Source organism: Paenibacillus sp. FSL H8-0122 (assembly GCF_038005345.1).
Lineage (GTDB): Bacteria > Bacillota > Bacilli > Paenibacillales > Paenibacillaceae > Paenibacillus_AQ.
Map to the genome: position 1 here is coordinate 417,681 of NZ_JBBOTB010000001.1, position 15,453 is coordinate 433,133.

Consider the following 15,453-nt stretch of genomic DNA (forward strand, 5'->3'; position numbering starts at 1 on the left):
TATGATTTATTATAAAAAATAAAAGAGATAGCTGTATTCCATACATTTAAAAACAGTGAAAAGGAAGGTTCGCCGCTTCTAAATGTAGTTTGTACAACTAAATCTGCCCGAATGGGGGAGAAGCCTGGTATTGATGGAGTTTAGGTGTACGAAATACAACTAAACGCATCGTTGGTGCAATATCAGGTGATTTAAGTGTACGGAGTGCAACTAAGCCCTATATTAAGTCCTCCACTCGTATCGTAATCGGGTACGGCAACCCACCAGTATGCAATGGGTTACACTATTCGCTATATCCTCCGCCGCAGATCCTTCGGCTTCAGCCCGTTCTCCCTGGCTGTGCGGTGCCAGAAGGAACGGGTGGAATAGAATTTCCAGGCAAAGCGAGGGAAGTTCGGACTGAAGAGCAGGGATTCTCCGGCGCTTCTGGACTGGATGCTCTCGGCCAGGCTATGCATGGCACGGCCCAGATTCTTCAGCGGCCCCCGGCCCAGAGGAACCTTATCCATGGAGCCCAGCATTTCCCCGGCTCCTTGGCCTATGGCTTGCCCGAAGTGAACACCGGCGCGCGCGCACCAATTCTTAAGGATCTCCACCGCGATGTGGTTCTGCTGTCCCTCATAGAAGCCGTTGTTAATCAGCGCATAGACGTAAATCTCCCGTTCGCGCTCGGTCTTCAGATATCCTTCCAGGGTAACCAGCAGCTGGAACAAGTGTGACGGAATTCCGTCATAATACAGCGGGAAGGCCAGAACGAGCACATCCATGCCACATAGCTCGCTGTATTGCCCGGGGGCGAGCGGTCTTTTATTCGGCGTATAGGTGTGCAGTTCGTTCCCGTCCGCAATCAGCGGCTCCAGCATGGACAGCAGTATGCCCGAGTTGCTGCCGTTTGGCTTGGGGCTGCCGTTAATCAGCGCGATGTTCATTGGAGGGCCTCCTTAATGTGCTGCGGGCTGGTGTGGAAATAGACGTTGTTCTCTGACGAATACAGATTCAGGCCGTTTGCCGCGACCAGCATTCGGGCCGTATGCTGCTCAGCCTCCGTAAGGTCACTGCCATAGAAATGTACGGATAATGTGAACTGGTGTTGATAGCGGGGCCGGTGATGTGTCTCCCTGTGTGTGGTGACAAAATAGGGCAGCATGTAGGAGAGACTCCGGTTCAGCACATTCAGCACAAAGGGGCTATAGCTGCCGTACATACATTTACTGATGATCATGAGCTCATCGCTGCGGGAGAACAGCTCCCCCAGATTGTCGTAGCCATCTCTCTTAATGACGCATGTCCCGGGAGTCCGGGTCCAGCAGCCGAAGCAGCCCATGCACGAACGGATCGCACCGCTATCCGAGATGACCGTTACTTCCTCTTGCGCCGTATCCCCCAGCCAGCCCGCGAATTCTTGCTCCTGCAGATCGTGTATGATCGTTCTCAAGACTTCATCTCCCTAAAAGATAGATTTAAGCTCCAGCAGATCGCGCCAGTTGCCCGAATAACGCACTCCGTTATTGGTAAGCAAAGCCGTAATTCCATGCACCATGGACCAGAGTGCAACTAAGTGCTTGGTGAATTCCGGTTCCGGCAGCCCGCTGCTGCGGAACACTTCATAGACCGTTGTCCGGAATAGGGCAAATGGCGGATAGCTGTCAGAATCGTAGTTGTCCAGATCAATAACGATGCCTGAATGGTAGAACAGAAACTGGAAATACTGTGGATGCTCTATGAAAAAATCAATATAGGCCTGCCCCAGCAGGATAATCGTATCAGGGTTCTCCGCCTGTCCTTGAACGGAGGCATGCAGGGTGTCCATAAACTGGCTCGTGACATGTTCCCCCATGGCGGCTACCAGTTCATCTATATTTTTGAAATGGCTGTAGGGGGCGGTATGGCTGACTGCACATTCGGCGGCTACTTTGCGCAGGGAAAAGCTATTCATGCCGTCCAAGTTAATCAGCTTGATACCAGCTTCGATCAGCTGGTTGCGTAAATTGCCGCGGTGGTAGGGTTTATCTTTCAAGGTATGCATGCTTCCTTTCATACTTGCCTGTCATCTTAACATTGTAAAGATTGTAGCATGTGTTTATGATCTTTACAATGTTAAGATGTGATTGCAGACGGGCGATTCCGGGTATACATTTTGCAAAATAGTCAGGAGCAGGTTATAATTAGTACCAAGTACTAATATCAGATACTAATAAACTGAAAAGCTGAGGTGGTTCACATGACAGGTGCAAAAATAACAGCGATCGGATCTTACGTGCCGGCCCGTAGACTTACGAATCAGGATCTGGAGCAGATGGTGGATACCAATGATGAGTGGATTGTGCAGCGGACGGGTATCCGGGAGCGCAGGATCAGCCGCGCGGATGAATATACCAGTGATCTGTGTGCAGCTGCCGTCCGGGATATGATGAAGCGTTATGGCAAAAGCGTGCAGGATGTCGATATGGTGCTTGTGGCGACCAGCACGCCTGACTTTTCTTTTCCATCTGTGGCGTCCATTGTGCAGAATACCCTTGGCATTCCGCTGACAGCGGGAGCGATCGATCTGAGCGCCGCCTGCGCCGGATTCGTATATGCTCTCCATACGGCTCATGCGCTGGTGTCTTCGGGACTGCATCATAAGGTGCTGGTCATCGGTGCCGACACGCTATCCAAGATCACAGATTATACGGACCGCAGTACCTGCATTCTGTTCGGGGATGGAGCAGGGGCTGTGCTGGTGGAGAGCAGCGGGAGCGGGGCGTCAGACGACTTCATGGGATACCACCTAGGCAGTGACGGAAGCGGAGCGCAGCATGTCTATCGCACAGGGCTGGCGGAGAAGGTGAACGGAGTGGAGCTTGCCGGTTCAGGCATGCTGGTACAGAACGGGCGTGAAGTCTTCAAGTGGGCGGTCCGTACGGTTCCGCAGGGAGTACAGCAGGTGCTGAAGAACGCCGGAGCAGAGCTTGCGGAAGTAGACTGGTTCATTCCGCACAGCGCCAATCTGCGGATGATTGAACCCATCTGTGAACGGCTGAACTATCCGCTCGGGCAGGCACTGTACAGTCTTGAAGCCTTCGGTAACACCTCGGCTGCCAGTATTCCGCTTGCGCTGGATCTGGGCATCCGCGAAGGGAAGGTGCGCAGCGGCCAGCAGGTGTTGCTGTACGGCTTCGGTGCGGGTCTTAGTCATGCGGGTCAACTGGTCAGATTGTCGCTGGACCCTCAGGCAGCCGAGCCTGCTCCGCTGTAATGCGGACAGGGATAGAGAAGCAAGGACAGGCCAATGTGGGGGCCAAGCCGAAAAATGGTCCCCAAAACCAGAAAAACGGTGCCTTGAAGCAGTCCGTTAAATGAGCGATTATAGTATCGAAAGCGTTTTCGGGTGGGTGCATAGTGCAGCCAAGCGAAGTTCTGGGCTGGAGGGGAGGGATTGAAGGGCAATTCCGGGAGAAGCAGGAGTACAGTGATTCAAGCGATTCAAGCGATTCAGTAATTCAGTAATTCAGGGATTTAGCCGTTTACCGGTTCAAGTGCTTCAGCCCGCTGCCGCAGGATTCACGGACGATTAACGCCGGTTCAACTACAAATGAGCCGCCTTCAGACTGGTTATTGATGAGATCGAACAGCATATGGGCGGCGAGCACACCCAGGCGTTCCTTGTTCTGGCGGATGGTAGTTAGCGTAGGGCTGGTATACTGGCAGGCCTCGATATCATCACAGCCGATGATGGCCACATCCTCGGGAACACGCAGACCCTGCTCCTTCAAGGCGCGGACTGCGCCGAGAGCGAGGAGATCGGAGGCGGCGAAGACCGCTTTTGGCAAATCTCCCGATGCAATTAACGAGTTCATTGCCGCATACCCGCTGGGCTCGAAGAAATCGTCACCATGCACGAACCACTTAGGATTCATGACCAGGCCGAAGCCTGCAATGGCTCTGACATACCCTGCTTCGCGCCGGTTGGAGATATCCGAATCCGCTCTGCTGCCTATGAAGCCAAGCTCCCGGTGTCCGAGCAGGTAGAAATGCTCCACCACCTTGGAAGAAATCTGGTAATTATCTGACATGACATAGCCGGATTTCCTGCCGGTCAGCTCCAGGTCAACGCCGATGCAGGGAATATGGCTCCGGTCGAGTTCCTGTATCGCAGGCTCCATCTGTTCTCCCGAGATAATGACACAGCCGTCCACATGGAAATGCAGGCAACGCGAGTAGTAATCGCCGCTGTTAATGAACTTCTCATTCGAGAAGAAAATCAGGTCATACCCCAGTACGCCCATCTGCTTCTTGAACGAATTCAGCACCTCTACAAAAAAAGGATGGGTAAATTCCACATTCAGCTCACCAGCAAAAATAACCCCGATCAGATTGGACTTCTTGGTAGCCAGCGTCTTGGCGGAGCTTGAGGGGGTATATCCGGTTTGTTCGATGATTTCGAGCACTCTTCGTTTCGTTTTTTCGGAAACATCGCTGTAATTGTTCATGATTTTGGAGACAGTCGATACAGAGACCCCGGCCATTTCGGCAATTTTTTTGATATTCATTTGCATGGCTATGCTCACCCCCGCTTCATAGTTATAACAGGGCCAAAAGACGGGTATGCCAGGGTTTCTCAAGGCTACTGACCGTTCACTTGGACGCTCTCTGCTGTCAAACAGCAGTCCTTTCTAGAGTCTATTCAACTTGCCGAAACAAGTCAAAGGTTAATTGCGTTCAGAGGAATGGCATGGAGAAAATCGAAACCGATTTCGATTAGGGAGCTTGAGGGTACTGTAGATGGAGCTGAGAGGAGCTTGAAGGCGCGGGGCGATGGAAATGCGGTAAGAGGAGACTCAAATCCTGAGGAGGCATACACGGAATGAAAAGAAATCTATCAGCGTTGTTAGCGGCCGCTGTCATCGTTACCGGACTTCTATCGCCGCTGGGCAGCGGCGGGGCTGAGGCGAAGTCTGTTCAGGGTAGACTGACAGCGTCTGCGGAGACCACAGCCGCCTTGCAGAGCGGGAGCTTGGCTGCTAGTGATTTGAAAGCGTTTACCGATGTAAAAGAGGGCAGCTGGGCGGCACATGCGGTGCAGCGCTGGAGCCGCAGCGGGGTGATCTCCGGCTACGGGGACGGCAGCTTCCGGCCGGAGCAGCAGGTAACCCGGGCAGAATTTACGGCGATCGTCAACCGTATATTCGGCTATACGGACATGGCGGCTGTGCTTCCGGCAGATGTCCCGGCGGAAGGCTGGTATAAGGACGATATCGCCAAAGCGGTAGCGGCGGGGTATCTGAGCGCTGGCGCAGATCAGCGAATCGAACCTGCGGCTCCGCTCAAGCGCGGGGAGGCGGTCCTTGCGCTTCAACGGATACTGAGGCTGGAGACAGAGCGTCAAGCGAAGGGGATGTATAGCGACCTGGCGGGAGCCGACAGCGCAGTTAGCGCTGCGGCGGATGCTTTTACGGCAGCCGGTTATATGCAAGGCTATCCCGGAGGCTTATTCAAGCCGGGCGGGAGGATCACACGTGCCGAGCTGGCGAAGCTGGCGGATACACTGGTGACGGAGCTGCGCTCCGCCGCCGGGGAAGTGAAGCTGGGCAAGGTGAAGGGCAATGTGGTGCTGAGCCATAAGGATATTACACTCAGGGACACTATCATAGAAGGAAATCTCTATCTTACCGAGGGGATCGGGGAAGGAGTGATCCGGCTTCAGGGGGTGCAGGTTACAGGCACAACCTATATTCGCGGCGGAGGAGGGCAGGGAGTGAGCCTTGCGGACAGCAGCCTTGGGGCTGTGCAGGTGGCGAAGCCGAAGGGGAGTGTCCGCATCGTTGCCAGCGGGACGACAACAGCCGGAACAGTGCAGCTTGATTCCGGTGCTATCCTTGAAGAAGGTGCGATTACCGGGGAAGGATTCGCTGGTGTTGTCCTCCCGCCAGGGGAGCAGGCGGTCACTCTTATTGGCAATTATGGGGTTGTATCCACCGCTGATGCGGCCGGCGGCAACCTCACGCTGAGCTTGTCGGGCAAGCTATCCAAGCTGATCTGGGGCACTCCCGGCAAGCTGGTGCTGATGAATCAGGCGCAGGTGGCAGAGCTGCTCCTTACAGCCGATGCCCGGGGCACCGTGATTCTGGGCAGCGGCAGCTTTGGAACCGTGCTGAATCAGGCCGAAGGTGTCACAGCCGGGGGCGTCGCTCTCAATCCGGGCAGCCGCAGCAATCTCAATCTGGCCTCGCCGCAGGCCAGCCAGCCGCCTGTTGCCGCCGGTGGCGGGGAGACGGCGACGGCTACACCGGAGCCCACGCCAACGCTCACACCAGAGGTTACGCCGGAGCCGACACCAATACCGACACCAGAGGTTACGCCAGAGCCGACGCCAATACCGACACCAGAGGTTACGCCGGAGCCGACACCAATACCGACACCGGAGGTTACGCCAGAGCCGACGCCAATACCGACACCGGAACCAACCCCAACGCCGACACCAACACTAAGTCCAACACCCACACCAGCGCCGACCAGTGATCCGTGGAGTCTGGTGTGGAATGATGAATTCGATGACAATGTCATTGATCCCGCGAAGTGGACCTATGATCTCGGAGATGGCACCGCTGTCGGGAATCCGGGCTGGGGCAATAATGAGCTGGAGTATTACACCAATGATCCGAAGAATGTGAAGGAGCAGGACGGCAAGCTGATCATTACTGCGCGTAAAGAAGCGGTGGGCGGCAAGCCGTACACTTCCACAAGAATTAAGACGAACGGATTGTACAGCAAAATGTACGGTAAATTCGAGATCCGGGCGAAGGCACCGGCAGGCAAGGGGCTGTGGCCGGCGATCTGGATGCTGCCGGAAAATTATGTGTACGGCAATTGGGCGGCCTCCGGGGAACTGGATATTATGGAAGGCTGGGGCAGCCGTCCGAATGTAGTTGCCGGGACGATCCACTATGGTTCCCAGTGGCCGGATAATGTCTATTCCGGCAAGGAATATGTGCTGCCGGGCGGTTCCACTATTGAAGAGTTCCACACTTATTCCATTGAATGGGAGCCGGGGGAGATCCGCTGGTATGTGGACGGGGTGCTGTTCTCGACCAAGAATGACTGGTACAGCAAGAGCAGCGGACAGCCGGCTATCAATGCGTATCCGGCACCGTTTAACCAGAAATTTCATCTGCTGATGAATCTGGCAGTCGGCGGCAACTTTGACGGTAATCCTACGGAAGAAACGGTATTTCCGAGTTCCATGGAGATTGACTATGTAAGAATCTATGAGCTGACCGGACGCGAATACCGGCAGCCGGTACCGGTAGAGCTGGCGAAGGAGCCTTATCTGGAGGGGGCGAAGCCGCCGCTTGCAGACGGCAACTTCATTTATAACAGCGGGTTCACGCAGCAGGTGGAGGGAGATCCCGGGCTGGGCATCCCGAATACAGCCCACTGGGTACTGTATAAGGATGAAGGCGCGGATGCGGCTCTCTCTCTGGAGCAGGCCGGCGGCGTGAATCTCCTGAAGGTAAACATTTTGAAGCCGGGGGGCAATTCCTATTCGATTCAGCCGCAGGCCATTGTCTCGCTGGCGAAGGGCAGATACTACAAGCTGAGCTTCGATGCCAGAACGGATACAGCCAGGGAGTTCACTGCCCGGCTGACAGGTGGCGCACCGCTGGGCTTCCCGTCCTATTCTCCGGCGTTCAAGGCGGTGCTGACCCCGCAGCTTCAGCATTACGAGACGATGTTCCAGATGAAGGAGAGCTCGGATAATGCCGCGCGGATTGAGTTCAATCTGGGGACCAACGCTTCCCCGGTCTGGCTTGGCAATGCACGGCTTGAAGAGATCGGCAGTATTCCCTTCGATCATGACAGCGCCAAGGCGCCGCTCGGCAGCGGCAACCACCTGTACAACGGCAGCTTCGATCTGGGGGAACCGGATCGGATGAGCTATTGGCATATCGATGCTTCAGGGGGTGCGGAGGTTACCCCGGGGGTTGAGGCTGACGGCCGCCTGAAGCTGGACATTACAGGCGCGGACACTGGCGGCAGCGGGATTACGCTGCAACAAAAGGGGATCTTCCTGGTGCAAGGCCAGGATTATAAGCTGACCTTCGAGGCGGATAGCTCCTCTGCACGGACAGCAATTATTGAACTGTGCGGCCATGACGGCGAAGTCTATGCTTCGGAGCCGGTACAGCTGAGTGCGGGACCTCAGCAGGTTGAGGCGGTGTTCAAGAATCTCGCGGGAGCTACGGATCATCTCGGACAATTCGTGCTGCGGCTTGGCGGGAGCACCGGAACGGTCCATTTGGATCAATTCGTGCTGGTACGCACCAGCTCCTATTATGATCCTGATCTGACCTATTACCCGCTCTTGAACGGGGATTTCAGCTTCGGGCTTACGAGCTGGGAGCGGCTGCTGACAGAAGACGGCGGCCAGAGCACTGCGGCAGCGGCGGATGGGGCAGCGAAATTCAGCATTACGAAGACCGGCAATCAGGCGTATTCGGTGATGCTTTTCCAGAATAACCTGAAGGCAGCGGCGGGCCTCAATTATGTGGTAGAATTCGATGCCAGTGCCAGCGTGGTCCGGCAGATCAATGTGAAGGCAGAGAATGCGAGCTATTCCCCTTCCATCGATAAGACAGTGGAGCTGACACCAGAGATGAAGCATTACCGGTTCGAATTCCGGCAGGGGGCGAATGATATGCTCTCGCTGAAATTCCTGCTCGGCAAGGTAGGCGGAGTGAGTGTTCCTCAGAGTCATGACATCATCATCGACAATGTCAGATTCGAGATTAAGGACGCCCCGGCGAAGCCGCAGGAACTGCTCGCAGATTCCACAGCCAACCGGGTATCACAGCCGATTGAGCTTATCTTCATCGATAAGCCAGAATGGTCAGGCAGCATTAAGTCCGTTAAGGTGAATGGCGTTACGCTTGCGGCGGAGCTGTACCATGTAGGAACGGGAGCAATTACAATTCAGCCTGCCGCCTTCCCGGCAGAGGGAAGCTATATCATTACCGTGGAAGCCGAAGGGTATGTCAACGCCAGTGTGGTTCAGACTATACTGGCGAATGATAACAATCTGGTCGTTAACGGCTCATTCACCAGCGGCAGCTCAGGCTGGTCAACCTGGTCCGGCGAAGGCGGAGCCTCGTCCTTCCAAGTGGTGAACGGAGAAGCGGAGGTGCTGATCACGGCGGCCGGGTCACAAGCCTGGCATACTCAGCTCTATCAGGAGAAAATCCCGCTTGAAGCAGGCGCAACCTATGAGCTGAGCTTCAGAGCGAAATCTACCGTTCCCCGGCAGATTGTCGTGGAGTATAGCGGGACCTCTGCTCAGGCAGCCCAAGCGAAGTTCGACATAACAGCTACATGGGCGACCTACAGCACACAGTTCAGTGTGACGAATAACAATCCGCTGAAGCTGAATTATCTGATCGGAGCCACGCTGGGTGAGGATAAGACGGCGAACCATATAGCGCATACGATTTCTTTTGACGATATCGTGCTTAGGAAGGTAACGGACGGACCGGACACTGAGCCTGCCAGCGGCACGCTGGATAACGGCACATTCGATGCGCAGCCGGCTCTTAAGGGCTGGACCCAGTACTTCGAGGGTGCTGGAAATGCCGCAGTCCAGAATGGAGAGCTTGAGGTGTCGCTGGGCTTCACGGGATCTGCCAACTACGCCGCCCAGGTAGATTACAGGGATCTGAAGCTGACTCAGGGGAAAAGCTATACCTTGGCCTTCAGCGCCCGTTCGGATATCAAACGGCTGATTGAGGTGGCAGTTGAGCATAACGGCGGCGATTACACCAAATATCTGCCGGTGACGGCGACGGCCCTGACAGGCGACATGCAGCGCTTCAGCTACACCTTCACCATGAACGGCGGAACGGATGCAGGTGTTCATCTGGTCTTTCTGCTGGGGCTGAATCCCGGCAACAGCGCAGAGACGAATGCCGCTATCGAAGCAGGCAATCATATCTTCATCGATGATGTCAGTCTGATCGAGAACCCGTAAGCTAACGAAAGAACGCTAACGAAAGAACGCACCATGGCATGTGACAACGGCCGCAATCCTTGAATTCAAGGGTCGCGGCCGTTTTGATACTTGTATGGAAACTATAGTTTCCCTGATAAAGCATTATATGGGATCAAATGAAAGTGAAAAACAACATACATTGTGCTCGCACGCAGGCATATGGCCCGAATGCATGCGGAAAACAGTATACATTGTACTCAAACGCAGGCGATGGCCCGAATGTATGCGGAAAACAGCATACATTGTGCTCGCACGCAGGCATATGGCCCGAATGTATGCGGAAAACAGCATACATTGTGCTCAAACGCATGTGATGGCCCGAATGTATGCGGAAAACAGCATACATTGTGCTCAAACGTAGGCGATGGCTCAAATGTATGCGGGGCTAGGTTCCCTTGAAGTCTTTGGTAGTTCCATTTCCTGCTTAAACAATGGAGAGGACGAAACGACCCGCGGAGAAGCGATAGCGGTCGCCTTGGTCTCCGGATTTTCACCGAATAGGGGAATGAAAAAAATTCTTACGAGCACAGCGATTGTAACAACGTTTCGTTCGCGGAGCGTCCTCACCGAGCGCAAACGTCCATCCAACTCCAAAACAAGGGGTGTCCCTGCCATTTCATGGCTTATGGAACACCCCCTTTTGGGACAGCCTTTTCAGCATGAGCAGAATAGTTTGAACGCCAATAGCTGATATTATTCTTTAGGGATTAATTCAAAAATCTTGCCGGTCTCCAGCGCTTCGATCAGCTTCAGCAGCCAGCGGTAATATTTAATGGCTTCCTCAATCTTGAGCTCGTCGGTGTGGAGCAGGCGCGACAGGTCGGGCTCGTCCGCGTAATCGATTTGCATCTGCCGGATTTCGGCGAGTGATTTGTTAAGGGCGGTCATATTCCCTTCAACTGCTTTTCTCCATTTAATAGAGAAGTAATCGCTGAAGTTCTGATGCCAGTCAGGAACCACCTCGAACAGATCCTTGCGGGTGCCCTTGCCCCAGACTTTATCGATCATCTTCAAATCCAGCAGTGTACGTACGCCAGTACTCATAGAGGTCTTGCTCATGCCCATGGTGCTGCTTAGCTCATCCAGGGTGACCGGGCCCTCATTAAAGTACATATAACCGTATAAATGCCCGATGGACAAGGTGATGCCGTATAAATCCATATTTTTGCCGATAGAGTCGATGACCCGTTCACGGGCTTTGCTGATTTTTTCTATTTGCTCGGGCAAAAGCCCCTCTAAATCGTTCATGATGTCCCTCCTGAGGAATAGGCTGACAGGCTACATGCCTCTCCTACTGTATTGTAATCAAATCCCTATCCAGAAGTAAAGAATTCATCCGGAACGGAATCCGGCGTTAAACAGAGTATTCTATACGTAAAGTTTGTAAAGTTAAAACTGTACACTAAATTTTAACCGAATATGCGCTTTGCTTATTTTTTCGTAAGTCCGTTACACTAGGTCAGTAGCGTTAACCCGAAAGTAAAGGGAGAGAAGGAGGTCACCATGGCAATTATAGAGGTGAAACAGTTAACCAAAGTATTCGGTCATGATGCAGCACGGGCGCTTCCATTATTAGAACAAGGCTGGTCTAAAGAAAAGATCGCCAGGGAAGCCAAGCTGACGGTCGGTGTGAATAAAGCCGAATTCAGCATTGAAGAGGGAGAAATATTTGTCATTATGGGATTGTCGGGCAGTGGTAAGTCCACGCTCGTCCGTCTATTGAACCGGCTGATTGAGCCTACCGGAGGACAGGTGCTGTTCAAGGGTAAGGATGTTGTCAAGATGAATCCGGAGCAGCTTCGGGAATTCCGGCGGAAGAATATCGGCATGGTCTTTCAAAAGTTCGCGCTGTTCCCGCACCGCAGTGTGCTGGCTAACGCAGAATACGGACTGGAAGTCCAGGGTGTGGAGCGAAGCAAACGAACCCGCCTGGCGATGGAGGCTCTTGAGCTTGTGGGGCTGAAGGGCTGGGAGAATCACCGTCCAGATCAGCTCAGCGGAGGCATGCAGCAGCGTGTCGGCCTGGCGCGCGGTCTGGCCAATGATCCTGACATTCTGCTGATGGATGAAGCCTTCAGTGCGCTTGATCCGCTGATCCGTAAGGATATGCAGCAGGAATTGCTGGAGCTGCAATCCAGAGTGAAGAAGACGATTGTCTTCATCACGCATGATCTGGATGAAGCGCTGCGGATCGGGGACCGTATTGCCCTGATGAAGGACGGGGTCATTGTCCAGATCGGATCGCCGGAAGAAATTCTGATTCAGCCTGCGAACAAATATGTGGAACGCTTCGTAGAGGATGTGGATCTGTCCAAAGTCTTGACCGCTTCCCATGTCATGCGCCAGCCGGAGATGATCCGCCCGGAACGCGGTCCCCGGGTAGCCCTGCAGCTCATGCGGGACAGCGGGGTCTCCAGCCTGTATGTCGCAGATAATGAGATGCGGCTGCAAGGTCTGCTGACAGCGGATAATGCCTCACAGGCCTTGAAGGAGAACCGCAGTATTCTGGATGTGATGCTGCGCGACATTCCCCGGGTTCAGCCGGATACCCTGCTGAATGATCTGTTCGAGCTGATGTCGGAGACGCATCTGCCCGTTGCTGTAGTGGGGGAAGGCGAGAAGCTGAAGGGCATTGTTATCAAAGGGGCCGTGTTGTCTGCCCTGGCCGGTAACGCGGTTCCTGAAGGAGGAATTGGTTCATGAATTTACCCAAAATACCGCTCGGAAAGGGCGTAGAATGGATTGAAAATTGGCTCACGACCTACTTTGGCCCTATATTTGATATCATTCATGCTGTGATTGGCGGAATGGTGAGCGGGATTGATGCGGCGCTGAATTTCCTGCCCGCCATGGTGCTGACCCTTCTGATCGCTGCTCTGGCCTACTGGATCGGCAAATGGCGGATGGCGCTGTTTGCGGTGGTCGGACTGCTCCTGATTGACAATCTTGGATTATGGGGGCCGTCGATGCAGTCGCTGGCCCTGGTACTGACAGCCTCTCTGCTGGCTGTAGTGATCGGGGTTCCGCTCGGAGTACTGTGTGCACAGAGCCGGACTTTCCAGAACATTGCCACCCCTATCTTAGACTTCATGCAGACGATGCCGGCGTTCGTATATCTGCTTCCAGCTGTGTCGTTCTTCTCGCTGGGTGTCGTTCCCGGCGTCATTGCTTCTATTATATTTGCTATTCCGCCAACGATCCGGTTAACGAACCTGGGGATTCGCCAGGTCTCACCGGAGCTGGTGGAAGCGGCGGATGCCTTCGGTTCAACCGCAGGGCAGAAGCTGTTCAAGCTGCAATTGCCGATCGCGCTCCCGACCATTATGGCCGGAATTAACCAGACGATTATGCTCTCGCTGTCTATGGTCGTCATCTCGTCCATGATCGGTGCCCAGGGTGTAGGTGCCTATGTATACCGTGCAGTATCACAGGCGAAGACGGGTGCGGGCTTCGAGGCGGGGATTGCGATTGTTATTATTGCCATCCTGCTGGATCGTCTGACCCAGAAGCTGTTCAAATCCAAACCACAAGAATAGGAGTGTATGATTAATATGAAAAGAATCCAATCGATAAAGCGCAGACCCCTGGTCTTGCTGATGCTGCTAATGGCTGTAATTCTGGTAGCTGGTTGTTCGTCCAATACTAACAGTACGGTGAAGCTGGCTTATGTGGCCTGGGATTCCGAGATCGCCAGTACTAATGTAGTCAAGGAAGTGCTGGAAACGAAGCTCGGCGTGAAGGTGGAGATGCTGCAGGTCGATGCCGGACCGATGTGGGCAGGGATTGCTGACGGAAGCGCAGATGCCATGGTAGCCGCCTGGCTGCCAAGCACACATGCCTCTTATCTGGAGAAATACGGCAAGGACATTGAGGATGCCGGTGTGAATCTGGATGGAACGAAGACCGGGCTTGCTGTTCCGGCCTATATGGAGATCAACTCCATTGAAGATCTGAATAATGCGGAAGTAGCGGCAACGCTGGATAAGCGGATTATCGGAATTGAGCCGGGGGCCGGAATTATGACGGCCACGGAAAAAGCGCTCGAAGCCTACGGCTTGAGCGATTATACGCTGCTGGAGAGCTCATCGGCAGCGATGGCGCAGGAGCTGCAGAAGGCTTTTGACAAGAATGAACCGATTGTAGTGACAGGCTGGACGCCGCACTGGATGTTCGCCAATATGGACCTCAAGTACCTGGACGATCCGAAGAATGTCTACGGCGGTGCCGAGCAGATTCATACCATGGTCCGCTCAGGTCTGAAGGAAGATATGCCGGATGTGCACAAGTTCCTGAGCCAATTCAAATGGACTGCAGAGGATATGGAGCAGGTTATGGTCAAGATTCAGGGCGGACAATCGCCTGAAGAAGCGGCCAAGGAATGGGTAGAGAGTAATGAAGCCAAGGTTAAGGAGTGGACGGCTGGCATCTCTGCTTAAGTGAACTCTGTAGGGTTCAGTGATCTGGCGGCGATGACCGATGTGTGCTATGATGAGAGAAAATAAGCAACAATTCTGTAACTTGTACGCTTATGTCGCAGAATCTATAGTTAGATGTTCAATAAACACCCCGCAAGGGGTGTTTTTCTTCAACGTTAATGAGCGGTTCCTTTACATGCTGCTAAGAGTCAGGAAAGGAGAGCGCTCTATGACCGAAATCATCAATGCCTGGATTGACTGGCTGCTGCAAAGTCTGGGACTTAGCGGGCCGTATATTGTTTTTGCTACCTTTCCGCTCGCCGTGCTGCAAAGCTTGTTCGGATTTTTCCCCCTGGCGATTCTGATTGTGCTCCATGTTTCTGTATTCGAAGTGATCGGCGGGATGGCTGTCAGCTGGCTGGCCTGCAACCTGGGCGCGGTAGTCGTCTATTTTCTCTTCCGGCGCTATCTCTTCGACTGGTTCGACCGCAAATGGGGCTACAAGCTCAAGAAGTATGAGAAATGGCAGGTCTATCTGGACCGTTACGGGATTTGGACCCTGGTGCTGCTGCGTACGATTCCGGTGGTGCCCAGCAATATCATCAATCTGATGTCAGCCGTGTCTCCGATGAAGCCGGCGGCGTATGTCTGGGGGACGGTGCTCGGCAATCTGTCTTTTATCTGGCTGTTCGGTACGCTCAGCTCCTCGCTCATTGTCCCGCGTGAGGACTGGAACGGTTTTCTGTTGTGGTATGGCGTATTTATGCTGATTCTGCTTGCTATCTTTGTCCGGCTGCATTGGGGGCATCTTCAGGAGGATAAGCGTAAGCGGGCGGGGCATTAGAAGAACGTTGCTGCGGTGTTCTGCCGCGGGGATGTTCTTTTTTTGTTGTTTTAAGGCGGGCATAGAGTTGGAAGGAGGAGCTTGTGAATGATCTGAAAGTGGAACATCAAAGCGAAAGCCCCACATTGTGGGGTTATTTCGTACGGGTGCTGAATAGCTTAGTAGTACAGGGG

Annotated in this window: 11 protein-coding genes; 6 read left to right on the plus strand and 5 right to left on the minus strand. The window is 53.8% G+C overall.

Annotation, left to right across the window (positions count from 1 at the left end):
- Nucleotides 1-290: 290 nt before the first annotated feature.
- Genes NSS64_RS01935 through NSS64_RS01945 form a run of 3 tightly spaced genes read right to left on the minus strand, consistent with a single transcriptional unit; the run spans nucleotide 291 to nucleotide 2,017 of the window.
- The gene (locus NSS64_RS01935; RefSeq protein ID WP_341139043.1) at nucleotides 291-929 is read right to left on the minus strand and encodes a hypothetical protein; all 639 of its coding nucleotides are present in this window, start codon (nucleotides 927-929) and stop codon (nucleotides 291-293) included.
- On the minus strand, nucleotides 926-1,435 hold the full coding sequence (locus NSS64_RS01940) for a flavodoxin family protein (protein ID WP_341139044.1): 510 nt from the start codon (nucleotides 1,433-1,435) through the stop codon (nucleotides 926-928). The genes NSS64_RS01935 and NSS64_RS01940 overlap by 4 nt, the downstream gene beginning before the upstream one ends.
- Nucleotides 1,436-1,447: 12 nt before the next feature.
- The gene (locus NSS64_RS01945; protein WP_341139045.1) at nucleotides 1,448-2,017 is read right to left on the minus strand and encodes a TetR/AcrR family transcriptional regulator; all 570 of its coding nucleotides are present in this window, start codon (nucleotides 2,015-2,017) and stop codon (nucleotides 1,448-1,450) included.
- Between the two features lie 204 nt (nucleotides 2,018-2,221).
- Between NSS64_RS01945 and NSS64_RS01950 the strand changes: the two genes are divergently transcribed.
- The gene (locus NSS64_RS01950; RefSeq protein ID WP_340938208.1) at nucleotides 2,222-3,238 is read left to right on the plus strand and encodes a ketoacyl-ACP synthase III; all 1,017 of its coding nucleotides are present in this window, start codon (nucleotides 2,222-2,224) and stop codon (nucleotides 3,236-3,238) included.
- Between the two features lie 268 nt (nucleotides 3,239-3,506).
- Here NSS64_RS01950 and NSS64_RS01955 read toward each other — a convergent pair whose 3' ends face one another.
- Nucleotides 3,507-4,532 carry a LacI family DNA-binding transcriptional regulator gene (locus NSS64_RS01955; protein WP_341139046.1) on the minus strand — a complete coding sequence of 342 codons (1,026 nt, stop codon included), beginning with the start codon at nucleotides 4,530-4,532 and terminating at the stop codon, nucleotides 3,507-3,509.
- A gap of 314 nt (nucleotides 4,533-4,846) precedes the next feature.
- On the opposite strand from NSS64_RS01955, the gene NSS64_RS01960 reads away from it, so the two are divergent.
- Nucleotides 4,847-10,000, plus strand: a complete 5,154-nt coding sequence (locus NSS64_RS01960; RefSeq protein WP_341139047.1) for a carbohydrate binding domain-containing protein — start codon at nucleotides 4,847-4,849, stop codon at nucleotides 9,998-10,000.
- A 714-nt stretch (nucleotides 10,001-10,714) separates the two neighbouring features.
- On the opposite strand, the gene NSS64_RS01965 is transcribed toward NSS64_RS01960, so the two are convergent.
- Nucleotides 10,715-11,269 carry a GbsR/MarR family transcriptional regulator gene (locus tag NSS64_RS01965; RefSeq protein ID WP_076085026.1) on the minus strand — a complete coding sequence of 185 codons (555 nt, stop codon included), beginning with the start codon at nucleotides 11,267-11,269 and terminating at the stop codon, nucleotides 10,715-10,717.
- Nucleotides 11,270-11,524: 255 nt separating this feature from the next.
- On the opposite strand from NSS64_RS01965, the gene NSS64_RS01970 reads away from it, so the two are divergent.
- The 4 genes from NSS64_RS01970 to NSS64_RS01985 all read left to right on the plus strand — a co-directional run bounded on the left by NSS64_RS01970 (nucleotide 11,525) and on the right by NSS64_RS01985 (nucleotide 15,280).
- Nucleotides 11,525-12,724: a quaternary amine ABC transporter ATP-binding protein gene (locus tag NSS64_RS01970; protein ID WP_076085023.1), complete on the plus strand. Its 1,200-nt coding sequence runs from the start codon at nucleotides 11,525-11,527 to the stop codon at nucleotides 12,722-12,724.
- The gene (locus NSS64_RS01975; protein ID WP_036732574.1) at nucleotides 12,721-13,557 is read left to right on the plus strand and encodes an ABC transporter permease; all 837 of its coding nucleotides are present in this window, start codon (nucleotides 12,721-12,723) and stop codon (nucleotides 13,555-13,557) included. Before NSS64_RS01970 ends, NSS64_RS01975 begins: the two co-directional genes overlap by 4 nt.
- A gap of 15 nt (nucleotides 13,558-13,572) precedes the next feature.
- Entirely contained in the window at nucleotides 13,573-14,457 is an 885-nt protein-coding gene (locus NSS64_RS01980; protein WP_341139048.1) for a glycine betaine ABC transporter substrate-binding protein, read from the plus strand.
- Between the two features lie 208 nt (nucleotides 14,458-14,665).
- On the plus strand, nucleotides 14,666-15,280 hold the full coding sequence (locus NSS64_RS01985; RefSeq protein WP_341139049.1) for a TVP38/TMEM64 family protein: 615 nt from the start codon (nucleotides 14,666-14,668) through the stop codon (nucleotides 15,278-15,280).
- Nucleotides 15,281-15,453 lie beyond the last annotated feature (173 nt).